We start from the raw sequence: 25,231 nt of genomic DNA on the forward strand, positions 1-25,231 counted from the left end.
ATGCAATAATTTCATCATTTTTTGTGAATAAAGGCCATCGAGATTTTGTCGAAACCGCTCGAAAAGTTAAGCGCTTTCATAACAAAAGCAAAAAAGGATTTTAACAATAAAATAAAGAATAGAAAATATAATAAAAAAATATTGATGATAATATAAGATGTAAACGACCGATGGATGGGATGATGGTTGTATTGAAAGAGTTTGATATTTGGCGGGAAGTCGTGCTAAAACTGGAACAAGGTGCCACTCAGGCGGAATTGGCCAAACAGCTGGGATTGACACGCGGGCAGTTCCGCTATCGGCTGCGCAAGTTTTTAGAGCAGGTTTCTGCGGAGCCAGAGGCAGCAGCTGCTGTCGAAGCTGTCGAAATGGTACCTGAACCGACGGAAATCTTCCATGACCCCGCTTTATGGGATGAAAGCTGGTCCCGCAAGTGGAACCGGAACCGCCTGGTCCTTATGGTCAAAGACACGTCCACTCTATTCGCTTACTGGGAGGTTCAGGAGCAACGCAAAGCGATCATCTGTGAGCATTTTGAAAGCGATTGGAACGAATTGCCGTTCTACCTTCAAGTATATGATGTGACAGATGTCTGGTTTGACGGGTATAATGCTCATTCGGTTCACCGCTTCAGAACTCACCCGGAAGCTGACCACTGGTATATTCACTCCCTTTCACCCGGGCGCAAGTATCTGGCAGATTGGGGAACAACCTCGCTGTCCGGTCAGTTTTTTGCGATTCTTCGTTCCAATGTAGTTGAGACGCCACGGTTGGAACAAGTGCCCCAAAACCAAGCCCCAATTTGTTTCGGCTCTCTTCACTCTGCACCAACTGCAACACGTTCTGCTTTTCCACAACCGACGACTCCTTTTTCCGTTCAGTTCATCACGGACAAACATTCGTGGATTGAATCTTTTGACGGCTATACGCTCAAAGAGAAGGAGAATGATTGATGGAAAAAGGATACCTGGCTTTAGTGCTGCATGCCCATCTACCGTATGTCAGACATCCGGAAAGTGAACATGTTTTGGAAGAACGCTGGCTCTTTGAAGCGATCACGGAAACCTACATGCCTCTGATCCAAATGATGCAGCGGCTTGTGGAAGATGGAACCGATTTTCGCCTGACCATGTCTTTGACCCCCACTTTGCTGTCGATGTTAAACGATCCGCTGCTCAAGACCCGTTATTTAAACCATATCACCCGGTGCATAGAGCTGGCGGAAAAAGAAATGGAACGAACAGCAGGTACCCCGTTTCACCGCCTGGCCGAAGAGTATTACCATAAGTTCTCCTTGATTCGCGATGCATTTCGTGAAAAAGAGATTCTCCAGTCTTTTCGTGAATTTGTACAGCTGGGTAAACTGGAATTGATTACCTCTGCCGCCACACATGCCTTCCTCCCGTTTGTGATGACCGAAGAAGCGATCTACGCCCAACTGATGACAGCGATCGAATTGCATGAACGGCACTTCAACCAGCGTCCCAGAGGGATCTGGCTGCCGGAATGCGGCTATCGGCCGGGATTGGATCGCCTGCTCAAAAAATGCGGACTGGAATATTTCTTCATTGACAGCCACGGTCTGAAGCAATCCAAACCGGGTCCTGTCTTCGGCGGATACAGCCCAGTTTTGACTCCTGAAGGAATAGCCGCCTTCGCAAGAGATCCCGGATCTTCCGAACAAGTGTGGAGCTCCAAGACGGGGTATCCCGGGGATGTGGATTATCGGGAGTATTATCGCGATATTGGATATGATCTGGACTTCGAAACGATCCGGCCTTTTATTCACCCGGATGGCATTCGGATTCATACGGGGATGAAATATTACCGCATCACGGGTCAAAATGAGCACAAAGAACCCTACAATCCGGATTGGGCGAGGGAAAAAGCGGCACTTCACGCCGGTCATTTTCTCGACGAACGAATCCGCCAGGTACTGGAGCAAAAAGAAAAGATGGGCCGGAGCCCGGTCGTGGTGGCTCCTTTCGATGCGGAGCTGTTTGGACACTGGTGGTATGAGGGGCCGATGTGGATGGACTTCCTGCTGAGAAAAATTCACTATGACCAGGATGTTATCCAAACGATCACTCCCTCCGAGTATCTCACTCTCTACTCTGATTACCAGGTTTGTGAGCTTGGCTTTTCTTCCTGGGGAAGAGGGGGATACAGCGATGTCTGGTTGCGGGGCGAAAACGACTGGATTTATCCGGCTCTGCACCACTGTGAACAGCAAATGGTTCACCTCGCAAATAAAATTCAAGATCCGTCTCCCGCAGAGGAAAGAGCGTGCAATCAGGCGGCACGTGAACTGATGCTCGCTCAGAGCAGCGATTGGGCATTCATCATGGACAACAAAACGATGGTCGATTATGCCGTCAAACGGACGAAACACCATGTCAACCGTTTTCAGCGCCTCGTCCGGATGATCGGACACGGGCAGATCGATGACGAATGGTTATCGAAGCTGGAGCGGCTGAATCCAATTTTCCCGGATATCAATTACCGTCATTATCGTTCTGAACATGCGATTTCACGAGTTCAACCATCGGATCGCCCCAAGGTATTGATGCTTTCTTGGGAGTTCCCGCCATTGACGATCGGGGGATTGTCCCGTCATGTCTACGATTTGTCCCGATATCTCGTCCGCCAGGGCTGGGAAGTGCATGTGATTACCACTGAGACAGGGAATGCTCCCCACACGGAAGAGATCGAGGGCGTTCATGTCCACCGCGTTCACGTGTTAAAACCGGATGGGGGCGAATTTATCCATTGGGTGTTGCAATTAAATTTGATGATGATTGATGCCTGCCACACTCTGTTTGATGCGGGTCATCGCTTTGATCTGATTCATGCCCACGACTGGATGGTAACGTATGCAGCAAAAACGCTCAAACATGAGTGGGGCCTGCCGCTCGTCTCCACCATTCATGCTACGGAACACGGGCGAAATAACGGGATTCATACGGATTTGCAACGGAAAATTTCCCATATCGAATGGCAACTCACCTACGAGTCCAGCCGGATCATCCTGTGCAGTCAATATATGAAGCGGGAAGTAGAGCAAATTTTCTCTTTGCCGCCGGATAAATCGGACGTGATTCCAAATGGTGTCGATCCGGACCAACTCCGGGTTTTCCGGGAAGGAAACCCGGCGGATCAAGAGCCGTATGCCGCTGACGGGGAATCCATCATCCTGTTTGTCGGCCGCCTTGTCCGTGAGAAGGGCGTTCATACATTGATCGACGCGGCTCCGCAAATTCTCGCTGAAATCCCCGAAGCCAAATTTGTGATTGTGGGCAGCGGCCCGCTGATGGATGAATTAAACAACAAGGTACGTGAACAATGTTTGCAAGAGAAGGTTTTATTGACCGGTTTTATTCCTGATCACGAGCGGAACCGCTTGTTGAGACTAGCAAAAGTTGCTGTATTCCCCAGTTTGTATGAACCGTTTGGGATTGTTGCGCTGGAGGCGATGGCGGCCTGCACGCCTGTGGTTGTCTCTGAGGTCGGCGGCTTGGGTGATGTGGTCGATCATGAACGAAATGGGCGGAAAATGTGGCCCGGCAACCCGGATTCGCTCGCCGATCAAGTGATCCAAACGCTGAAAAATCCGGAACAGGCTCAACAGATGGCGCAAACGGCGCTCTCTGAGTTAAGCCGGTATGACTGGAACCAGATTGCGCGGATGACAATCGAAACGTATCTCAAGGTATGGAAGCCCGGCAGTCGGGAGCAAAGCATAGTCACCAGTGGAGAAAGGGTCTGACATGAGATCAGAGAAAGGGGACTTTTTCTATGAAAGCTGTGATTATGGCAGGCGGTAAAGGGACAAGGTTGCGTCCCATCACTTGTCATCTGCCCAAACCGATGGTTCCTCTTCTAGAAAAACCTTGCATGGAATATATCATCGAGCTGTTAAAACGGCATGGCATCACGGAGATCGCGGTAACCGTTCAATATCTTCCCCAGGCGATCCAAAACTACTTCGGAGACGGTTCGGAGTTCGGAGTCAAGCTTCACTATTTTGAAGAGACCGTTCCACTCGGCACGGCAGGCAGTGTCAAAAATGCGGAATCCTTTTTGGATGAGACTTTTCTAGTCATCAGCGGTGACGCGTTAACCGATTTTGATCTGGGTCAAGCCGTCGCCTTTCATAAAGAAAAACAGGCGTTAGGAACACTGGTGCTGACAAAAGTAGAAGTTCCGCTCGAATACGGAGTGGTGATGACCCGGGAAGATGGCCGGATTGTCCGCTTTCTGGAAAAACCGAGTTGGAGTGAAGTGTTTAGCGATACGGTGAATACGGGCATCTATGTTCTCGAGCCGGAAATACTCAAATTATTCCGTAAAAACCAGAACTTTGATTTCTCTAAAGACTTATTTCCGCTTATGATGGCAAACCAGCTTCCGCTGTATGGTTATGTTGCAGACGGATACTGGTCCGATATCGGCAATATTGAGCAGTATAAACAAGCCCAGATCGACATGCTGGACGGACGGGTCCGTATTTCGCTCAGGGGGAAACAGATGGCTCATAACATATGGGTTGGAGAAGGGGTCAACATTCACCCGGATGCCGAAATCAACGGACCTGTTTATATTGGTGAAGGGTCAAGTGTTGGGGAGAAAGCGAAGTTGCGGCCGTACAGCGTGTTGGGACGTTTTACCCGGATCGAAAAAGGTTCCGTGATCGAGAGATCAATGGTTTGGGACCGCGCTTTCATCGATCAAGCTGCCAGCTTGTGTGGAACCTTGTTGTGTGATGACGTTCAGATCGGAGCGGGGACGGAACTCCATGAGGGAACGGTGGTAGGTGAAAAGTGCCGCATTGGACAAATGGCCGTCATTAAGCCGGGAGTAAAAATATGGCCGCAGAAAACGGTGGCGGAACGAACGATTCAACACTCTTCCCTGATCCATGGGGCATTCGCAGGGGCGCGGTTGTTCTCGGAGGGAGGAATCAAGGGAATTCCCAATGTGGAGCTCACTCCGGAAAAAGTGTGCAAGATCAGTGTTGCGTATGGTTCCTGTTTTAAGTCACATTCGACTGTCACCATCGGCAGTGATGACCATCCATACAGCCGGATCTTAAGGAAAACGGTGGTCTCCGGATTGATGGCCACAGGGGTCCATGTCCGCGATGCGGGTGAAACCTTATCCCCCGTGGTCCGCTATGACGCACGCCGTTCGCACAGTTCGGGAGCCGTCTATATCAAAAAGGGTCCCGGTTCAGAGGATAAACGGATGTATATCCAGTTCTATGACGCGAATGGCTGGCCGATCGATTCGGGTTGGGAAAGAAAGATTGAGCATGCTTATCTGCAGGAAGACTTTTCCCGTCCGGACCCCTACGCGGCCGGTTATTATGATCCTGTAGCCAATGCCGATATCCTTTATATCGACGAAGTACTCAAACGCGTGAATGCGGAGCGCATCCGCAAGAGAATGTATCGGGTGGATGTCCACTGCAATAACACGCGTGCCTGGCCGCTGGTAAAACAACTGTTAGACCGGCTTGGCTGCGATGTGCACTTCTGGAGCAGCACCGAACCGCAGGAGCCGGGGCTGACAGACCGGGCTGAAGCGGATCTGGTGGTCTTTTTGAAGGAAGACGTCGAAGCCCTGCGCGTCTACTCGGCTGAGAAGGGCTGGTTGTCCCGGGAGGAAATGCTTGTTCTTCAACTCCTTCTCTCGGCAAAAGAACAAACGAGAATTGCTGTCCCTGTCCATGCTCCTTCCCATGTAAAATCACTGCTTGAACAAAAAGGAGCAAAAGTTCATACGGCCAAAGCTTCGATACGCTCTCTCCTGGAAGCAGGGGGAGAAAAACCGTTACAAGTGTTTGGTGACGGACTTTATCTTCTCGCTTCCATTTTGGATGAACTGTCCGCCGGGCAGTGGTCGGTTCCTCAGTTGATCAAGTCCATCCCTGCATTCTATATGGTTTCGGAACGGGTGGAATGTCCGATTGAAGCAAAAGGCAAGGTGATGCGGCGGCTGATGGAAGAAATCAAAGAACAGCCGGTCGAGCTGTTGGATGGGATCAAGGTGTTTACCGAAGACGGTTGGGCGCTGATTCTGCCCGACTCAGAAAAAGCCTTGTTTAAAGTGATTGCCCAGGGGAAGACTCCGGATCGTGCCGGTGAGCTGACCAGTTTTTACAAAAACAAAATTATTTCCTATCAACAGATTTGATTTTTGCTTCGATAGAGACTGCCTCCGCATAAGCAGTCTCTTTTTCATCCATCTATGCATATAAAAAGATACATGTCTGTTTCGGCACTATCCAGCGATGAAAGGGGATCTATTTGAAGGTCACTCCGAAATTGTTTTTCAACTCTGTTCCGAGGCGGTGGCAGACACTCGTCGCAAAAAAGAATTCTCCGCTGGTTCGGCTGATGGAGATTGCAAGGACCGCCCCCAGGCATAATCACAGAAAAAAGAGGATTAAGATTTCTATAAAAAGGTAAAGATGGTCGTAGGAAGGGAGTGACAGTTATGAAAACGCTTCATCAGATATTGGAATCGATGCGTCTCGATAACGGTTCCTACATTGCCAGTCTCTCTCGCGACTACTCCTACGTCTGGATCCGGGATGTATGTTACACCGTACTGCCTTATTTATACTCGGATTGCTACAGATATGAAAAAGCCTACTATGCACTTTTTGATCTTTTTAAAAAATATGAATGGAAAATAGATATACACACCCGGCAAAAACCCGTTCATTTATACGAATATATCCATGCGCGCTATTCCAAAGATCTGACAGAGGTATGGCAACCATGGGGGCATGCGCAAAACGATGCGATTGGTTTGTTTTTGTGGGGAGTGGGTGAAGGGGTCCGGGTTGGAAAGAAGATGATTCGCGATGAACACGACCGTACCATTTTACGGAAGTTGGTTGCCTATCTTGCTTGTCTGGAATACTGGAAAGAAGCGGATAACGGGATGTGGGAAGAGAATAAAGAGGTTCATGCTTCCAGTGTCGGAGCCTGTGTGTCGGGCCTGCAGGCGGTGCGGCTGTTGGTGGACGTTCCCGGTGATCTGATTCAAAAGGGAAGACAGGCGCTTCATGCCTTGTTGCCGCGCGAAAGTCTTTCCAAGGAAACGGATTTGGCTCTTCTCTCCCTGATTTACCCTTATCAAGTCGTCTCCCGTTCCATGGCCCATCAGATCCTGTTCCGGGTCACATCCAAGTTGGAAAGGACTTACGGCTGCATTCGTTATCAAGGCGACCACTATTATAACGAAGGCAGCGAAGCGGAATGGTGTTTTGGCTTCCCATGGCTGGGGTTGTGTTATTCGATATTGGGAGAGGAAGCAAAAGTGATGGAGTACTGGAAGAAGACTCAGCGCATCCTCCCCGAGAACGGCCGGGTTCCCGAACTGTATGTGGGAGGCACGGATCGTCCGAATGGCAATACTCCGCTTGCATGGGCGGTGGCCATGGTGATGCTGCTGGCTGAACGAATCCAGGAGGATGCTTTCCCAAAGCTGGCCGCGAGTTAAAGCTGTATGATCGTCACTTTTTGCGCATTTGCAGGTTTCAAAGCGGCGATCTGTGGGAACATATTGTTCAGACACGGGGGAGACGGGGAGTCTGGCTGAAGATTCCCCGTCTTTTCTATGATCTGGTTGCATGAAAAGGTCGTGCGCGATGAACAAGTTCTATTTCTGATCCGGCGCCCGTTCAAAAGAGTAGACATCGAAAGGGAACCTGGCGGTCTATCCAAAAATTTATTTTACATAGATACACAGGTGGTTTAAACTGAGAAAGGTCACACTTTTCCCAATAGACTGACAAGATGGGAGCGATGGCGGTGTATTTTGGCTTACAATCGATGTTTTACAAATATGTGCGGGGATTGAACGACTGGAACCACCACAAAACGGAAACGGGGCAAAAGCAGATCGAGCTCACCTGTGCAAGAAGGGACAGCGCTGCCTTTCAGGCTGTTGTCAGTTCAGAGGAAGATTTTTTGCTGACCATTCGTGAAGAGCCGCTGTTTTGGAAAGGGGGGCCGCTTGAAATCGCCCGATTGTCCGTGGAAACGGATGCCCCATTCCGGGTGAATGTCCACTTAATCGGGTTGATCGAAGATGATGACCGAAGCCTTAAATCGGACATCTTGCTTCAGCAGAGCCATATTTATGTCGAAAGACGCCGCATCCAGCCTGTCTGGATCGAATTGGAAGCTGAGTCAGAGATCCCGGCCGGCACTTACAGCGGGAAGTTAAAATTATGGACCCATACTTTATTCGACGATGAAAAGTTGGAAGAAGAATTGGTTTTTACGGTTCATGTGCGGGAAGAGGTTTTGCCCGAACCGAAATATTACAAGTTCTACTTGGATTTATGGCAACACAATTCAAATATTGCCCGAAAATATGAGGTTCCGCTCTGGTCGGAGGAACACTTTTTGTTCATCGATGCCTATTTAAAAAGTTTGGCGGATTTGGGGCAGAAAGCGCTGTCGGTTGTTGTGTCGGAGATTCCATGGTCGGGGCAGGGTTCTTATTTGGATCGCGAACCGTCCGATTTATTTGAATACAGCATGGTTCACGTCCGACGGCATCCGGACGGAAGCTATTCGTATGATTTTGCTGCCTTGGACCGCTACGTCGAAACAGGGTTTAAACATGGAATCTCCAGTGAAATCGAAGTATTTGGCCTTCTGAACATCTGGCAAAATTCTGTTTACGGTTCCATTGTCGAAGGATACCCGGATGGAATTCGGGTCCGCTATTATGACGAGCAGTCAGGAAGTTACCGATATATTCGTGAGCGTCCGCATTTGGAAGCTTACATCCGGGCGCTAGAAAGCCATTTGACGGAGAAGGGCTGGATCGACAAAGTCCGTATTCTCGCGGATGAGCCGGCTGATTACGAGCTGTTCAGCGAAAGAATTAACACGTTGCAACAGATCGCTCCCTCTTTCAAGTATAAAGCAGCCATCAATCATGCCAATTTTATTCAAAAAAAGGTGAAAGGATTGCATGATTATGTTCCGATTCTTACTTGCGCGGCAAACGAAGCCGAACAGATCGAGTCATTAAGGGGAGAGATTCCGGGACGATTGCTCTTTTATGTCTGCTGCCATCCCAAGTACCCCAATACCTTTCTCGGGTCTCCTTCCATCGAAGCCAGAGTGATCCCCTGGCTGGCCGAGAAATTGAAATATGACGGATTTCTGCGATGGAATTATACGGTGTGGCCGGACCGGCCATTGGAAAATATCGTGTATCGCCCCTCGGTGTGGCCGGCCGGGGATACCAACTTTGTATACCCGGGGCCGTCAGGCAAACCGATGCTGTCCCTCAGATATAAATGGTTGCAGCGGGGCATCAGGGATTTTGAGTATATGCAGTTACTCAAGGAAACGGGGCGCGGTCATGAAGTGGAGAAGGTGCTGAACCATGTGTTTTTGTTTGCAGATATAAAAGATTTGTATGTGGGGGAATCCGGAGCAGAACTGTACAGTCAAGACCCGGGAGATTATGACAGGTTGTACCGGATTGGATCCGGTTCCTTGACGAAAAAGAACGGTTGATGGAGCGGGTCGGTGTGATTCATTATTGCTGTCGTATTTTCACATGAAGGGGTTGAGCTTGATGGACAAGAGTTTATTGCTGGGTATCGTTGTCTTGGTCATAGTTGCAGTCGCCGCCATAGTTTCTTATGCATTAAGAAATGCAAAGACAACCCAACAACGACCAAAGCTGGAAGAGGAAGATCCATATACGATCCAACGGCCCCCAAATGATCCGGGATCTTTTTAGAATATATGCGCTCAAAGTGAAAAAAGTAAGGGAGTCAAGTTGTTTGACGGCGAATTTTTAAAACAACTTGACTCCCAGTACGTGATCGAGCGGCACACAGCCGATTTCGCGGCTGTCACGGCTGTTGTTGCGGTTGTCGCCCATGACGAAAATGGTGTTTGGAGGCACCTTGATTTTTTGATCCGGCGTATGGATCATTGCCTCTTTGATATAATCTTCCTTCAGGAGTCTACCGTTACGGTAAACTCTGTTATTTTTAAATTCAATCAAATCCCCGGGCTTTCCGATGACTCGTTTCACCCAGATATTATGTTCTTCGTACCCGACCAATAGTTTAAACAGCGAACTGTCCATCAGATCATCTTTCAGGGTGCGCTGTCTGTGGATGCGGCTGTCTATGATGACGATATCTCCGTAATGGGGTTGATATTTCAGGGTTCGGGGCAATTTTGACACGTAAATCCGGCTGTTATTGTACAAGGTTGGTTCCATCGAACTTCCCAGCACGATGGTTGGTTGAAAAACAAAGATGCTGATCATCAGGGCTAACGTAATCCCGATCGTAATGGAACTGAACCAAGTTGAAATTTCTCTGAGCCAGTTCATGGAAATGATTCACTCTCACCTGCGTAAGTTAAAGTTATAAGAAGTAATTGGCTGTTTTAGGGGAGTTTTCCTGCTGTTTTTCTTGATTTTCATTTCAGGTGGAGTCAGGGGCAGATGACGGAACCGGAAGTGAGCCTGTCACTCAAATCGATCTACTCCTATTGATCGGACAATTTGTTAAAATAAAAATGAATCCGCTTACAAATGAAGAGAACCGGAAGTTTGGAGGGGAGAATATGCCGTTTTATCATCGTCTCGGGAAGGTTCCACCCAAGAGACATATCCAATTTCGCCAGGAAAACGGAAGCTTGTACAGAGAACAAGTGATGGGGACAAAAGGGTTTTCGGGAATGCAATCCATTCTGTACCATATCCATCCCCCTACACAAGTACAAGCTGCCCGCTTGATCAGGGACTGGAGCGTACCGGTCGAAGAAGAGGGAGCAAACCGGCACCGTCATTTGCTCACCTTTCAAGCGAAAGAGGGAGGGGATCCGATCGACGGCCGGATTCACTTGCTGGTCAACGAAGATGTTGCCATCGCGACTGCAAAACCAACCGAGCGGATGAACTATTTTTTCCGCAACAGTGATGGAGATGAGATCATCTTTGTTCACGAGGGCGAAGGGATTTTGGAGACGATTTTTGGGAACTTGCCCTACCGAGCGGGAGACTATTTGGTCATTCCGGTAGGAACGACTTACCGATTGGAAATGAACAGCAAAGAAAGCCGCTTTCTTGTGATCGAATCGTTCGGAGAAATTACCACGCCTAAAAGATATCGCAATGAATTTGGTCAATTGATGGAGCACAGCCCATTCTGTGAACGGGATATCCGGGTTCCGGAGCTGCTCCATCCGCGTGACGAAAAAGGAACTTTTGAAGTCCGTGTCAAAGCGAGAAACCGACTGCACTCATATACGTACGACTTTCATCCGTTTGATGTGGTCGGCTGGGACGGCTACTTATTCCCTTGGGCGTTTAATATTGAGGATTTTGAACCGATCACCGGTTCGATTCACCAGCCGCCGCCGGTTCATCAAACGTTTGCCGGACCCAATTTTGTGGTGTGTTCCTTTGTGCCGAGAATGTATGACTATCATCCGCTGGCCATCCCTGCTCCCTATTATCACAGCAATGTAAACAGTGATGAAGTTTTGTATTACGTGAGGGGTAATTTTATGAGTCGCAAAGGGATAAAAGAAGGATCGATCACGCTTCATCCCAGCGGTTTGCCGCACGGACCCCATCCGGGAAAAGCGGAGGCCAGCATCGGAAAGGAACGAACGGAAGAGCTGGCCGTCATGGTGGATACCTTCCGTCCGTTAAAGGTGACCAAAGCGGCTTTGGAAATTGAGGACCCGGACTATATGTACAGCTGGTTGCCGGAATGAAAAAGGTGAAAACGATGCAAATTGATCCGAAACGGCAGACAAAACAGGAAAATTACAAACTGTTGATCGGCAGTGTCTTGCCGCGGCCGATCGCCTTTGTAACCTCCGTAAATGAACAGGGATTGGTAAACGCCGCTCCGTTCAGTTTTTTCAACGTCGTCGCAACGGAGCCTCCGCTCATCTGCTTCAGCTGCATACGGAAGCCTGGAGGGAAAATGAAGGATACAGCCCGTAATATCGCCGGGCAAAAAGAATTTGTGGTGCATATTGTCGATGGAAAAAACGTGGAACGAGTCAACGATACGTCAGTGGAATTTCCCTCTGAAGTGAGCGAAGCGGAAATGATCGGATTTGAGCTTCTGCCCGGTGCCATTGTACGGGTGCCGCGCATTGCCGGAACCAGAGTCCAGATGGAATGCCGGCTGCATCAGATGCTGGCGCTGGGAGGACAAGAAGGCGTTCCCAATGCGGACTTGATCATCGGAGAAGTGGTACAGTTTCATGTCGATGATGAACTGTATCAGGACGGGAAAATCGACACCTTGGCTTTAGATCCGGTCAGCCGGCTGGCGGGAACGAATTACGGCAAGATCGGGAAGATCTTCTCTCTGCCTCGGTTGTCATACGATGAATGGCTTGCCGGGAACAAGAAAGAGTAGTCCAACAAAACGATGCAGTTCTGGAAAACAAAAGCCGATCTTTTCTCCACTATGGAAGAATCGGCTTTTGTCCGTCCCACGGCAGGCCTCAAAGGCGCATTTGCATGAGGCGTCATTATTGCTGTGCTAGCGGAGTCGTTTCCCTTTTCTTCGCTCGGGACAATGGCAGCAGGATGTCCGGCCTGAACGGGGCAAAGGGTACTTCCCATACCCGAAGAATAAAGAAAAGCAATCCTTCCAAGCCTTCAAACGGTTCTAATTAAACTGTTTGGAGGCTTTTTTTATGTTATTTTTCAAAAAATACTTGTCATTATGCCGGTCATTCGTATAGAATAAAAACAAGATTATTATATAACAGATGTTTAAAATATGTTATGTACTATTACAACAGATCGCAGGGGTTGATCATTCGATGAAAGCATCGGCAAGGGAACAAATGGGCAAAGACCGCTGCTTCTCGGGTAAGAAGCCGTGTTTTGAGCATTATCCCCACTTTCAAGTTCAGTATCATGAACTATATGCCGGGGGATGGGTGGCGGCCATTGTACTGCGGAATTTTTCCCTCTCCTTCTTCCAGGATGAATTTCTCCATGCTTTCGAGCGGGTCATGATCAGGATTGCCGGGAAAGATGAAGTTCGGGCCGTGATTCTGACCGGCGAAGAAAAAGAGGGGTGGCCCGAGGGGCAGGATTTCTTTGTCGCGGTTGAGGATTTGCCTGATAAGATAAACCGAATCCGGCAATTGTTCCATCTGATCGAACATTTTAATAAACCGGTGCTGGCTGCTGTGGCGAGGGGGGCGTTCGGACATGGCTGTGAACTGTTGGGGGCCGTGCATCTGGTAATCGCTGATCAAGATGCGATTTTTGGTGCGTGCATGCCTTCAGCAGGAGGAACGCAACGGCTTCCGCGCCTGTGTCAAAGTAAGCGCGGCAGACAGGGGTTTCTGGGAGCCGTCCGCATGTTGGTTCAAGGGCGGGTGTTGCAGGCTGACGAGGCGTGGAGAACCGGTCTGGTTGATGAGATATCGCCGGGAGCAGATGTGTTTCAATATGCCGTAGCCATTGCCAAAGAGTATATCGTTTCAGGGGAAGGGCTCCTCTGGCGCGCCTATGTGCGGCGGAAGGCATGGATGATGGATTGGGAGTTGAAAAAGGCGCTCTCTGATGAGCTGGTTCCGGATTTGCCTCATTTTTCCGAAGAGCAGAAAAAAGTGTGGGAACTGATCCGATATGGTTATCAACACGGTTTTCAGGCGGGACTCATTAGAGAGGAAGAACTGTATATGAGCCTGATCAGCGAACGGGATGAAAGGAGAAATGTTCAAATGGACAGATTGTGGGTGGCCGAGAATCACGGTGAGGAGGAAATTCCGGTTGAAAAAGAGGCGGAGTGGCTGGAAAAGGGGCAATTGCTCCCGCCCGGAGTTCCGTTCTACCCTCGTTTTACCCAACTCCCCGAATGGCAGTATGCCTTTCAAGTTGTCCCCATCGAGGGAATGCGCGGGTTTGATGTAAGGAAAAGAATTGTGCCGGTGAAAAAGCCGAAAGCTTATGAAGTATTGCTATATGTGCTGGCCAGTGAAGTGAATCATATCGATTTATCCAGGCACCACCGGAAGGAGGATGCACCTTTCACGGTGACCGGGCACATGGGTTTGGGTCTGGTAGTCGCGATCGGCGAAGAAGTGAAACGGGAGGGATGGTTGAATATCGGAGAGATGGTGACGATCCATTTGCAGAAGAAGCCCCGACTGCCCGTCAGAGATATCAAACATTCCTCCATACAGGAGCAGATGAAAGGGGTGCATCAGCAGTTTGCCGTTTGCCATATCACACAGGTCACGCCAAATAATCACCTTTGGAACGGCTATTGGGACCAACGGGATTTATTCATCCATCTTGTTCCGTTCAGCCGTTTGCAGGAGCTGGCTCCGATTCGGATGAGCGATGATGAGGACAATGACATCTGTGTGATTCAGCATGCGCTGCCCCGTTTGGATCTGATGGACAGCAAACAATTGTTTGAAGAGTGGACAGCGTTGCCAAGGTGAAAGGTTCACACATCAACGGCCATAAACGAAAAACACACCATTCTCCGTTGTTTTCGGGAGAATGGTGTGTTTCTATGGTCATCCCTGAAAATTCTTTTGCTTGGCGTGACGGGCACGCTCGTTTTTGGACAAATATTTTTTGCGCAGTCGGAAGGTTTTTGGCGTAACTTCCAGCAGTTCGTCTTCCTTGAGGATCTCAAGGGCATCGTCGATGGTCAGGTTCCGGGGTGCGTCCAGGCGCAGAGCTTCCTCCGCCGTGGCCCGCCGGATACTGGTGAGATGCTTTTTTTTGCAGACATTGACTTCCAGATCGTTTTCGCGGATATGCTGACCCACGACCATCCCTTCATATACCTCGGTGCCGGGGGTGATGTAAAGTTGTCCCCGTTCCTGGGCCGAATGGAGCGCGTAAGTGGTGGCCGTACCGGATTCCCAGGCGATCAGGGAACCGTAATCGTGGGTGTCGATCTCTCCGGTGTAGGGCTCATAGCCGGCAAAGAGCGTGTTCATAATTACTTCCCCCCGGGTTGCGGTAAGCAGTTGCTGCCTGAACCCGAGCAGACCGCGGGACGGAACTTTATAGGAAAAGCGGATGTTGCCATTTTCCTGCACGCTCATATCTTCCAATTGACCTTTGCGTTTGCCGAGGAGCTCCACCACGGCCCCCTGGTATTCACTGCTGACTTCAATTTCAACGGATTCCACGGGTTCCATTTTGATGCCGCCGATTTCCTTGAGGATCACTTCCGGTTTGCTCACCTGGAATTCGTAACCTTCGCGGCGCATATTTTCAATGAGAATGCTCAAATGCAGTTCGCCGCGGCCGGAAACCAGGAAATTGTCGGCCGAATCGGTATCCTCTACTCTTAAAGCGACATCCTTGTCTGCTTCGCGATAAAGGCGCTCACGGATCTTGCGGGAAGTGAGATAAGTGCCGTCCCGCCCGGCAAACGGGCTGGTGTTGACACCGATGGTCATCCGCAACGTTGGCTCTTCCACCGTGATCGGCGGAAGGGCTTCCGGATTTGCCGGATCGGCAATCGTATCTCCAATGCCGACTTCCCCCAGTCCGGTCAAGGCGATGATATCTCCGGCTGTTGCCTCTTCCACCTCCTGCCGGTTTAAACCATTATGTGTAAAGACTTGACCCGCTTTCACCTGGCGGCTCTGCCCGTCTGAAGTGAGCAGGACAAGGGATTGATTGCGCCGGATACGCCCCCTGTTTAACCTTCCGATAACAATCTGCCCTTTGTATTCATCATAGCCGAGCAGAGTGGCCTGGATTTGAGCAGGCCCGTCCGGGTCAACTTTTGGGCTGGGCAGGTAAGAGATAATCTCTTCAAACAAGGGTTCCATCGTCGGTTTGAGATCGTCCGGGGAAGTTCCGGAAATTCCGGAGAGCCCGCTGGCATAGATCACAGGAAATTCACATTGTTCGTCCGACGCGCCCAAATCGACAAACAATTCAAAGGTGGTATTGACCACATCATCCGGGCGCGCGTTTGCACGATCAATCTTATTGACGACAACAATCGCTTTGTGTCCGCGTTCGAGTGCCTTGCGCAACACGAATTTCGTCTGGGGCATCGGGCCCTCCACGGCATCCACCAACAGAAGAACCCCGTCCACCATGTTCATGACCCGTTCCACTTCACCGCCGAAGTCCGCATGTCCGGGAGTATCCACAATATTGATCTTCATTCCTTTATATTGAATGGCTGTATTTTTGGAGAGGATCGTAATCCCCCGTTCCCGCTCCAGCGCATTGGAGTCCATGATCCGTTCATCTACCTGCTGATTTTCACGGAAAATACGGCTCTGTTTCAACATCGCATCCACAAGCGTGGTTTTTCCATGGTCTACGTGTGCAATGATGGCGATATTACGAATGTTTTCCGGTCTCATTTCTGGTGAGGAGCCTGAACCGACCCCCAACCTCCTTTTTGCAATTTCAATTTTGTTCCCAACCGCAATAGTAACACAGGAGGCGTGAACTTACTATCATCGATTTCCGGAAAACAAAGAAATAAACTGGTATGACGCGATGGATTCATCTTTCGCGGGAGGAAGGCCAACCGTTTCAACCGGAATTATTGTTTTAACTGTCAAAAAAGAAGGATAAAAGAGCCATCCGTCTCTTCCGCTCTCCATGTTGATTGGATCTGCTGTGGAGGATAGAGATAGACAAGCGGAATGGGATGCCATATGCTGAGAAAAACGATCTTCACCACCGATGGGGGAGAATGGAAAGCCTGGTTCGTCGGGACGCAACTCCGGCGGATCCCGACGGAATCGAAATGGAACTGTTTGGTTCGCTCGGACCGGAATCTCTACAGAAAGCCAGGGACCGGATTGAAACTTCAGAAATGATGGAGGTATGGCTGTGAAGAAATTTGAAATTGCCGTCATTCCCGGGGACGGCATCGGCAAGGAAGTGGTTCCGGCAGCACTCACGGTGCTGAATACAGCGGCGGAGGTACACGGGGGAATCCGGTTTGACTTTACGGAATTTCCCTGGAGTTGCGATTATTATTTGAAACACGGGCAAATGATGCCGGACGACGGTTTGCAAATTCTGCAGGGATTTGACGCGATTTTTTTAGGTGCGGTCGGAAATCCCCGGCTCGTTCCCGATCATATTTCCTTGTGGGGATTGCTGATTAAAATTCGCCGCGAATTCGAACAGGTGATCAATATCCGGCCGGCCAAATGTTTCAAAGGGTTGTGTTCCCCGCTGGTGAATCCAAACGATTTCGATCTGATTGTCGTGCGTGAAAACAGTGAGGGAGAGTACAGTGAGGTCGGCGGGAGGATTCATCGGGGAGAAGATGAATTGGCGATCCAAAATGCCGTGTTTACCCGAAAAGGAACGGAACGGGCCATGCGCTATGCTTTTGAATTGGCCCAAAAAAGAAGGGGACATGTAACGAGCGCGACCAAATCCAACGGCATTTTCCATTCCATGCCGTTTTGGGACGAAGTATTCAATGAGGTAAAACAGGATTATCCCGATGTTGCTACCGCTTCCATTCATATCGATGCGCTGGCGGCTTTTTTTGTAACAAGGCCGCAGATGTTTGATGTCATCGTGGCGAGCAATCTGTTTGGGGACATTTTGACCGATCTGGGCGGAGCCATTATGGGCAGTATTGGGATCGCACCGGCGGCCAACATCAACTTAAACGGAAAATATCCGTCCATGTTTGAACCCGTCCACGGATCGGCCCCCGATATATACGGCAAGGGAATCGCCAATCCGATCGGGCAGATCTGGACGGCCAAAATGATGCTGGACCACTTTGGCGAAGAAGAACTGGGAAACAAAATTCTTAAGGTGATCGAAGAAGTAACTGAAGCAGGAGTGAAAACTCCCGATATGGGAGGAAGCGCCTCCACCCGGGAGGTAACCGGGGAAATCTGCCGGCGTTTAAAAGCCCTGTAGGACAGGGGTATCACCGTGATTTTGCTTTTGCCGGCTGTAGAACGAATCGTCTCGTTTTGACAGATTGAACCAATGGGGGAAAAGAAAATGATCTCCAACCGCAGAATCTACATCAGAAGATTGGAACCGGAGGATGCGGGTGCATTGCTGGATTTACGAAAGAGAAACCGCTCTTTCCTGCAACCGTTTGAGCCCGTGCGTCCCGACTCTCATTATACGCTGGAAGCGCAATTGGAAGCGATCCGTCAAGGGATCGGTCAGTGGGAACAGGGGACCGGGTATGGATTTGGAATTTTCTTGTCCACATCACACCAGTTGATCGGCAGGGTAAATCTCAGCAATGTGGTGCGCGGAGCGTGGCAGAATTGTACGATTGGCTACTTCCTGGACCGGGAACACAACGGGCGGGGATATATGACGGAAGCTGTGCAATCAGCATTGCGATTTGCATTTGGGGAGGCTGGATTGCACCGGGTGGAGGCAGGAGTGATGCCACGCAATATCTCTTCCATCCGCGTTCTGGAAAAAAACGGTTTCCGTTATATCGGTTATTCCAGATATCATCTCCAGATCAACGGGGGCTGGGAGGACCACAAGATCTACGCGATCACCATGGAAGATTTTAAACCGGATGCAGACGTTTGATCTGAGCGATCACCAGGTCGACCGGATCTTTAAAAGAATTGAGAATGGCTTTTTGACGGATTGCCAGGACAACGATTTTAATCCGTTATCAAACCTATTTCGCCAGCCAAGGCCGAAGCTAAACCTGAACCGCTCATTCCGGATTCAAAAAAGAAACGATGAAAAAGACTCCAAGTAGACCGGATATCTACATGGAGTCTTTTTTTCCCTTCTTTAGCTGCGTTTTAGTTGCATGTAAACCATTCCTTCAAGTAATCATTTTGAGCTAAGGATTGCTCTCCGTCTTGTCATATCTATGTTTGTGAACACGATGAAGCTACGGCAGTCTAGCCTTGTATACACTAAAGTATTTATGTGAAAAGTAGGATTTTTTATTTTGTCCTTGACAAAAGAATACCTTTTAAGTAATAATCATAACTAAATTATAATTATTTTAGATAGATAAATCTTCTAAAATACCAAGGAGGAATTGGATTATGTCTCTGATTGGAACAGAAGTAAAACCGTTCAAAGCACAGGCTTACCACCCCCAAAAAGACCAGTTTATCGAAGTTACTGAAGCCGACCTAAAAGGGAAGTGGAGTGTCGTTTGTTTTTACCCTGCAGATTTTACATTTGTTTGCCCGACTGAACTGGAAGACCTGCAAAACCAATATGCAACTCTGAAAGAACTCGGGGTTGAAGTGTACTCCGTTTCAACAGATACGCATTTTACACATAAGGCATGGCATGATCACTCAGAAGCTATTAACAAAATTGAATATATTATGATCGGGGATCCTTCAGGAAAGCTCTCTCGCAACTTCGATGTGCTGAACGAAGAAGAGGGCCTGGCGGATCGTGCAACTTTCATCATTGATCCGGATGGGATCATTCAAGCGGTTGAAATTAATGCGGGCGGCATCGGCCGCGATGCAAGCACGATTGTAAATAAGATTAAGGCAGCACAGTATGTTCGCAACAACCCGGGTGAAGTTTGCCCGGCGAAATGGCAGGAAGGGGCTCCAACCCTTAAACCCAGCCTGGATCTTGTAGGAAAAATTTAAGGAGTATGATCCATGATACTGGATGCAGAGATCAAAGCACAATTGGCCCAATACCTTCAATTGATGGAGGGAGATGTACTTCTGAAAGTCAGCGCGGGATCCGATGACGTATCCCGCGACATGCTGGCTTTAGTGGATGAATTGGCCAGCCTGTCACCCAACATTAAGATCGAGCATGCACAATTGCCGAGAACGCCCAGCTTTAGTGTGAATCGGATCGGCGAAGATACCGGGGTAACGTTTGCCGGTATCCCTCTGGGACATGAATTTACTTCATTGGTACTCGCTCTGTTGCAGGTTAGCGGAAGAGCCCCGAAAGTTGATCAGAAGCTAATGGATCAAATTAAAAGCATGAAGGGCGAATATCACTTTGAATCCTACATCAGCTTGAGTTGCCACAACTGTCCTGATGTTGTGCAGGCGCTGAACGTCATGAGCATACTCAATCCTGGTATTACACATACCATGATTGATGGTGCAACCTTCAAAGAAGAGGTAGAAAGCAAAGAAATCATGGCCGTGCCAACGGTTTTCCTAAATGGCGAACCCTTCGGCAGCGGCCGGATGACACTTGAGGAAATCCTCGCCAAGATGGGGAACGCTCCAGATGCATCAGAGCTTTCTGATAAGGATCCTTTCGACGTGCTTATCGTCGGAGGGGGACCAGCCGGTGCAAGTGCGGCCATCTATGCGGCACGTAAAGGCTTACGTACAGGCATAGTTGCTGAACGCTTTGGCGGTCAGGTCATGGACACCCTGGGCATTGAAAACTTTATCAGTGTGAAATATACGGAAGGTCCTAAGCTGGTAGCCAGTCTTGAGGAACATGTCAAAGAGTACGGCATTGATGTAATGAACTCACAGCGTGCCAAGCGTATGGAAAAGAAAGACCTGATCGAAGTTCAACTTGAAAATGGTGCGGTTCTAAAGAGTAAAACCGTTATTCTTTCCACTGGTGCACGCTGGCGCAATATTGGTGTGCCGGGAGAAGCAGAGTTCAAGAACAAAGGTGTAGCCTACTGTCCTCATTGTGACGGGCCACTGTTTGAAGGAAAACATGTAGCGGTTATTGGCGGGGGCAATTCTGGAGTTGAGGCGGCAATTGATCTCGCAGGGATTGCGAAACATGTTACGGTTCTTGAGTTCATGCCGGAGCTGAAAGCAGATGCTGTCCTGCAGGAACGTCTTTACAGCCTCCCCAACGTTACCGTCCTGAAGAACGTTCAAACAAAAGAAATCACCGGCACTGACAAAGTAGACGGCATTTCTTACATGGATCGTGGGACAGGAGAAGAACATCACATTGAACTGCAGGGTGTATTTGTTCAGATCGGCCTGGTACCAAATACCGACTGGATATGTGAAACAGTTGAATGTACCCGCTTTGGTGAAATCATCGTAGATAAGCATGGGGCTACGAACATCCCCGGAGTGTTTGCCGCAGGCGACTGTACGGATAGTGCATATAAGCAGATCATTATCTCGATGGGATCAGGTGCTACGGCAGCCTTAGGTGCATTCGATTACCTGATTCGAAATGGATGAAACAACATACGTCGCTTTACTATTTGTCCGGTAGTAAAGCGACTTTCTTTTTTACTGGTGATGATCTGGTTCCATTACCTCATGGAAACTCTGAGTTTTTTAAGGTTCGACGTACGAGGGGATTCACTATTTTTCAAATCCGTATCAATCACTTATAACCGCTGTTTTTTGCGTGGTAAATCCGCATTTTTCCGTCGGTCCCCTTTTTTCAGCGGAAGTCACTCTCTTTCCGTTTAAAGAATGGAGACAGAAAAAGCCGTCTTGCTCCGAATAAATCATTAAGAAAGCAAGGTTTGCCCTCGTTGTTTCAACCGGGGAATAATTCCTTTGTTAAAAAAAGAAAAGTATAGAGAACAAATGTTCTTGCATCATGTCCCGAATTTTGTTATAATTGTCTCTAGTCATTCAGTTTGCCATCTGCTTCGTGTATGGATAATCCAAACAATTTCAATAAAAAAGTTTGTCTAGATCTGCGGAGAAGCCACCGGCCTTTGGCTTCTTTTTCTTGTGAAAGGGTGGGGAGCTTGAGCATTTTTAAAGACTTATGGTGGTTTTTTAAACTGGAAAAGAAAAGTTACAGTTTGGGGATTCTCACACTTGTGATGCTGGCCCTGCTTCATTTGTTTGCTCCCTATGCGGTTCGTGTCGTCGTTGACAAAATTGAGGCAGGGACACTTACGGTCGAGGATCTGCTTTTATGGACAACGCTCAGCCTGGTTGTCGGGCTCGCCACCTATTGCTTTGGCTTCTTATGGCGAATCATGCTGTTCGGTGCTTCCAACCGGCTGGGAAAGCTGTTGCGCAACCGCCTCTATGAGCATTTTACCAGGATGTCGCCCCGGTTTTTCCATCAACGCCGGACAGGAGATCTGATGGCTCATGCGACCAACGATATTCAGGCGATTGTCGCGACGGCCGGGGAAGGCGTTTTGACCCTGGCGGATTCCATCATCACAGGCGGAATCGTCGTTTTTACCATGGCTTTTTTCATCGATTGGAAGCTGACGGTGATCGCTTTGCTCCCCATGCCGTTAATGGCCTGGGCCACGAGCAAATACGGGAGCATGTTGCACAAGCGTTTCCACAAAGCGCAGGAAGCCTTCTCCCATACCAACGATAAGGTGCAGGAAAACATCTCCGGTGTCCGGGTCATCAAGGCTTTCGGACAAGAAGAATACGAAAAGAAGGAATTTAAAAAGTTGCTGGATGATGTGGTGGAAAAGAACATCGCCGTCGCCCGGATTGATGCGCTCTTTGACCCGACCATTATTTTGGTCGTAGGTGTTTCCTTCTTTCTGACCGTCGCCTACGGTTCGTTTGGCGTGGTCAGCGGAGAGATTACCATTGGTGAATTGACCCAGTTTACGATTTATCTCGGCCATCTCATCTGGCCCATGCTCGCATTCGGGTGGCTCTTTAACATCGTGGAACGGGGCAGGGCTTCGTATGACCGGGTGGAAGCGCTCCTTCATATACCGCCGGATATCGCTGACCGTCCCGATGCCGTCGATCAGGTTCCTTCCGGAGAAGTGGAGTACCGATTGAAGTCTTTCAGCTACCCTGAGAGCGATAAGATGGTGCTCAAAGATATTTTTGTGCGGGTCAAACAGGGGGAGACCCTGGGGATTGTCGGGAAGACCGGGAGCGGAAAAACAACATTTTTGCGTCTCCTACTGCGCGAGTTTGATGCTGAACCGGGTTCCATCAGGATCGGAGGTATTCCCGTAACCGATTACAAGCTATTGAGACTCAGGCAGGCCATCGGTTATGTTCCCCAGGATCATGTGTTGTTTTCCGCCACGGTGGCAGAAAACATCGCCTTCGGCAAACCGGAAGCCACCCAGGAGGAGATCGAGGAGGTCGCCCGTCTGGCTTGTATCCATGAAGATATCCTTCACTTTGAGCATGGGTATGAAACGCTGGTCGGGGAGCGCGGAGTGACGCTTTCGGGCGGGCAGAAGCAGCGGATTTCCATTGCCCGCGCCCTTCTGCTAGATCCCGAGATTCTCATTCTGGATGATTCCCTCTCGGCTGTGGATGCGAAGACCGAACATCTGATTCTGGAAGCATTGCGCAAGAACCGGAAACAGAAAACGACCTTGATTTCCGCTCATCGCTTGAGCGCGGTGGAGCAGGCGGATCAAATCATCGTCCTGGAAAACGGGCGGGTGATCGAGCGGGGAACCCATCAGGAATTGATGCAGCAAAACGGCTGGTACAAAGAGATGTATGAGCGTCAGCAGTTGGAATCGCTCGTAGCGGAAGGAGGCGGGACAGTTGGTCATCCGACGACTTCTCCTCTATCTTAAGCCCTACCAAAAAAGATTTTGGATCGCGTTTGCCGCTCTGCTTTTGGCGACAGGGGCCGATGTGGTTCTCCCGGTGATCGTCAGCCATTTCATCGACCACTACCTTGTCCCGCGAACCTTTGACCGGGATACCCTGTTGTTGCTGGGGGGAAGTTTTTTGCTGTTGCAGTTTTTGTCTGCAGGGCTTCACTATTACCAGCTATTTTCCTTTCAAACGATCGCCCAGTGGGTGATCCGCCAGTTGCGGATCGATGTGTTCGCTAAAGTTCAGCATCTGGGACTGTCCTTTTTTGACCGGACCCCTGATGGCTCGCTCGTCTCGCGGATCACCAATGATACGGAAGCGATCAAGGATATGTACATCAATGTGCTGTCTTCCTTTATGCAAAACTTCATCTTTATCATCGGCGTGTTTATCGCCATGTTTGTGCTGGATGTCCGCCTGGCGCTCTGGTGTTTGATCTTGTTGCCCGTCAGTTTGACGCTCATGCAAGGGTATCGCCGCCTCAGTTCAAAAGTATACCGGATTTCCCGGCAGAAGCTCGCCCAGATGAATGCCAAGCTGAATGAATCGATTCAAGGGATGAACATCATTCAGTCTCTGCGCCAGGAAGCACGGCTGCGCAGGGAATTTGGCTCGTTAAACGAGGAACACTACCGGGCGGCATTGAAAAACGTAAAACTGTTCGGGCTGATGCTCCGCCCGGCCACACAGCTTTTATCCGTGCTCGCGACAGTGGCGGTGCTCAATTTCTTTGGTTTTGAGTCGTTTATGGGTACAGTGAAAATCGGTGTTTTGTACGGATTCTTAAATTTGTTGGACCGGATCTTTGAACCGGTCAATCAGATGATGATGCGGCTGTCGCAATTGCAGCAAGCGGTCGTTTCCGCCGAGCGGGTGTTTGAGCTCCTGGACCGCACTGAATATGCGCCGCAAAAACAGGGAGAAAAGAACCCGGTCATTACGGAAGGGCGCATTGAATTTGCCAATGTGAGTTTTTCTTATGATGGCAAGAACGATGTGCTGAAAAATATCTCCTTTGTTGCCGAACCCGGGCAGACGGTGGCTCTCGTCGGACATACCGGGAGCGGGAAGAGTTCGATTATCAATTTGCTCATGCGCTTTTATCCGGTGGAGCGGGGGGAGATCAAAATTGACGGACACCCGCTTCAGACTTATGACGACCAAGAACTGCGCTCCAAAATCGGGCTCGTCTTGCAGGACCCCTTTCTGTTCGTGGGAGATGTGAAGAGCAATATTCGTTTGCACAATGAGTCAATTACGGATGAACAAATCAAGGAAGCCGCACAGTTCGTTCAGGCGGCGCCGTTTATTGAGAAGTTGCCCCGCGGATATGAAGAGCCGGTCGTGGAGCGGGGGGCTACATTCTCCAGCGGGCAGAGGCAGCTGATCTCTTTCGCCCGGACGATGGCGATCCATCCGAAAATCCTGGTGCTGGATGAGGCGACCGCCAGCGTGGATACGGAGACGGAAGAGGCCATTCAAGCCGCTTTGCAAAAAATGCGCCAGGGACGCACCACCATCGCCATTGCCCATCGCTTATCCACCATTCAGGATGCCGATCTGATCCTTGTCCTGCACCGCGGTGAAATCGTTGAACGGGGTTCCCATCAGGAGTTGTTGGCCATGAAGGGGTTGTATCACAAGATGTATCTGTTGCAGACATACGGCAGTGCGGTGGAAGTTTAAAGGATAAACGCAACAGCCTTCCTATATGAAAAGGGCGG

General features: G+C 49.4%; 17 protein-coding genes. 15 read left to right on the forward strand and 2 right to left on the reverse strand.

What is annotated here, in order from left to right; all coding sequences use genetic code 11:
* Window positions 1-170 precede the first annotated feature (170 nt).
* From BMW55_RS11580 to BMW55_RS11600, 5 genes are all read left to right on the forward strand, one after another.
* Complete coding sequence (locus BMW55_RS11580; protein WP_089969312.1) at window positions 171-953, forward strand: DUF4912 domain-containing protein; 783 nt, start codon at window positions 171-173, stop codon at window positions 951-953.
* The gene (locus BMW55_RS11585; protein ID WP_089969316.1) at window positions 953-3,766 is read left to right on the forward strand and encodes a 1,4-alpha-glucan branching protein domain-containing protein; all 2,814 of its coding nucleotides are present in this window, start codon (window positions 953-955) and stop codon (window positions 3,764-3,766) included. Before BMW55_RS11580 ends, BMW55_RS11585 begins: the two co-directional genes overlap by 1 nt.
* A gap of 29 nt (window positions 3,767-3,795) precedes the next feature.
* The gene (locus BMW55_RS11590; RefSeq protein WP_089969319.1) at window positions 3,796-6,195 is read left to right on the forward strand and encodes a sugar phosphate nucleotidyltransferase; all 2,400 of its coding nucleotides are present in this window, start codon (window positions 3,796-3,798) and stop codon (window positions 6,193-6,195) included.
* Between the two features lie 303 nt (window positions 6,196-6,498).
* Window positions 6,499-7,512 (forward strand): glycoside hydrolase family 15 protein, encoded by a 1,014-nt coding sequence (locus BMW55_RS11595; RefSeq protein WP_170839902.1) that lies wholly within the window; start codon window positions 6,499-6,501, stop codon window positions 7,510-7,512.
* A gap of 305 nt (window positions 7,513-7,817) precedes the next feature.
* Entirely contained in the window at window positions 7,818-9,554 is a 1,737-nt protein-coding gene (locus tag BMW55_RS11600) for a DUF4091 domain-containing protein (RefSeq protein ID WP_425283855.1), read from the forward strand.
* Window positions 9,555-9,840: 286 nt separating this feature from the next.
* Here BMW55_RS11600 and lepB read toward each other — a convergent pair whose 3' ends face one another.
* The gene (gene lepB / locus BMW55_RS11605; protein ID WP_089969326.1) at window positions 9,841-10,389 is read right to left on the reverse strand and encodes a signal peptidase I; all 549 of its coding nucleotides are present in this window, start codon (window positions 10,387-10,389) and stop codon (window positions 9,841-9,843) included.
* 236 nt (window positions 10,390-10,625) lie between these two features.
* Between lepB and BMW55_RS11610 the strand changes: the two genes are divergently transcribed.
* The 3 genes from BMW55_RS11610 (at window position 10,626) to BMW55_RS11620 (ending at window position 14,495) form a co-directional block, all read left to right on the forward strand.
* On the forward strand, window positions 10,626-11,783 hold the full coding sequence (locus BMW55_RS11610) for a homogentisate 1,2-dioxygenase (protein WP_089969450.1): 1,158 nt from the start codon (window positions 10,626-10,628) through the stop codon (window positions 11,781-11,783).
* Window positions 11,780-12,442 carry a flavin reductase family protein gene (locus tag BMW55_RS11615; RefSeq protein ID WP_244527547.1) on the forward strand — a complete coding sequence of 221 codons (663 nt, stop codon included), beginning with the start codon at window positions 11,780-11,782 and terminating at the stop codon, window positions 12,440-12,442. The genes BMW55_RS11610 and BMW55_RS11615 overlap by 4 nt, the downstream gene beginning before the upstream one ends.
* 412 nt (window positions 12,443-12,854) lie before the next feature.
* Complete coding sequence (locus tag BMW55_RS11620; RefSeq protein ID WP_170839903.1) at window positions 12,855-14,495, forward strand: enoyl-CoA hydratase/isomerase family protein; 1,641 nt, start codon at window positions 12,855-12,857, stop codon at window positions 14,493-14,495.
* A 78-nt stretch (window positions 14,496-14,573) separates the two neighbouring features.
* Here the strand turns inward: BMW55_RS11620 and typA are convergent, their stop codons facing one another.
* Window positions 14,574-16,400: a translational GTPase TypA gene (gene typA, locus BMW55_RS11625; RefSeq protein ID WP_089969332.1), complete on the reverse strand. Its 1,827-nt coding sequence runs from the start codon at window positions 16,398-16,400 to the stop codon at window positions 14,574-14,576.
* 293 nt (window positions 16,401-16,693) lie between these two features.
* Here typA and BMW55_RS11630 point away from each other — a divergent pair, with 293 nt between their 5' ends.
* From BMW55_RS11630 to BMW55_RS11665, 7 genes are all read left to right on the forward strand, one after another.
* Entirely contained in the window at window positions 16,694-16,882 is a 189-nt protein-coding gene (locus BMW55_RS11630; protein ID WP_089969335.1) for a hypothetical protein, read from the forward strand.
* Window positions 16,879-17,937: a tartrate dehydrogenase gene (locus BMW55_RS11635; protein ID WP_089969338.1), complete on the forward strand. Its 1,059-nt coding sequence runs from the start codon at window positions 16,879-16,881 to the stop codon at window positions 17,935-17,937. The genes BMW55_RS11630 and BMW55_RS11635 overlap by 4 nt, the downstream gene beginning before the upstream one ends.
* Before the next feature lie 87 nt (window positions 17,938-18,024).
* Entirely contained in the window at window positions 18,025-18,582 is a 558-nt protein-coding gene (locus BMW55_RS11640; RefSeq protein ID WP_089969341.1) for a GNAT family N-acetyltransferase, read from the forward strand.
* 476 nt (window positions 18,583-19,058) lie between these two features.
* Window positions 19,059-19,628, forward strand: coding sequence for an alkyl hydroperoxide reductase subunit C (ahpC, locus tag BMW55_RS11650; protein ID WP_089969347.1), 570 nt, complete (start codon window positions 19,059-19,061; stop codon window positions 19,626-19,628).
* Between the two features lie 12 nt (window positions 19,629-19,640).
* Window positions 19,641-21,173, forward strand: a complete 1,533-nt coding sequence (gene ahpF, locus BMW55_RS11655) for an alkyl hydroperoxide reductase subunit F (RefSeq protein ID WP_089969350.1) — start codon at window positions 19,641-19,643, stop codon at window positions 21,171-21,173.
* Window positions 21,174-21,697: 524 nt separating this feature from the next.
* On the forward strand, window positions 21,698-23,482 hold the full coding sequence (locus BMW55_RS11660; protein WP_089969456.1) for an ABC transporter ATP-binding protein: 1,785 nt from the start codon (window positions 21,698-21,700) through the stop codon (window positions 23,480-23,482).
* Window positions 23,451-25,193 carry an ABC transporter ATP-binding protein gene (locus tag BMW55_RS11665; protein WP_089969353.1) on the forward strand — a complete coding sequence of 581 codons (1,743 nt, stop codon included), beginning with the start codon at window positions 23,451-23,453 and terminating at the stop codon, window positions 25,191-25,193. The genes BMW55_RS11660 and BMW55_RS11665 overlap by 32 nt, the downstream gene beginning before the upstream one ends.
* Window positions 25,194-25,231: the final 38 nt, after the last annotated feature.

Origin of the sequence: Lihuaxuella thermophila (assembly GCF_900110165.1) — a bacterium.
GTDB classification, from domain to species: Bacteria; Bacillota; Bacilli; order Thermoactinomycetales; family Thermoactinomycetaceae; genus Lihuaxuella; species Lihuaxuella thermophila.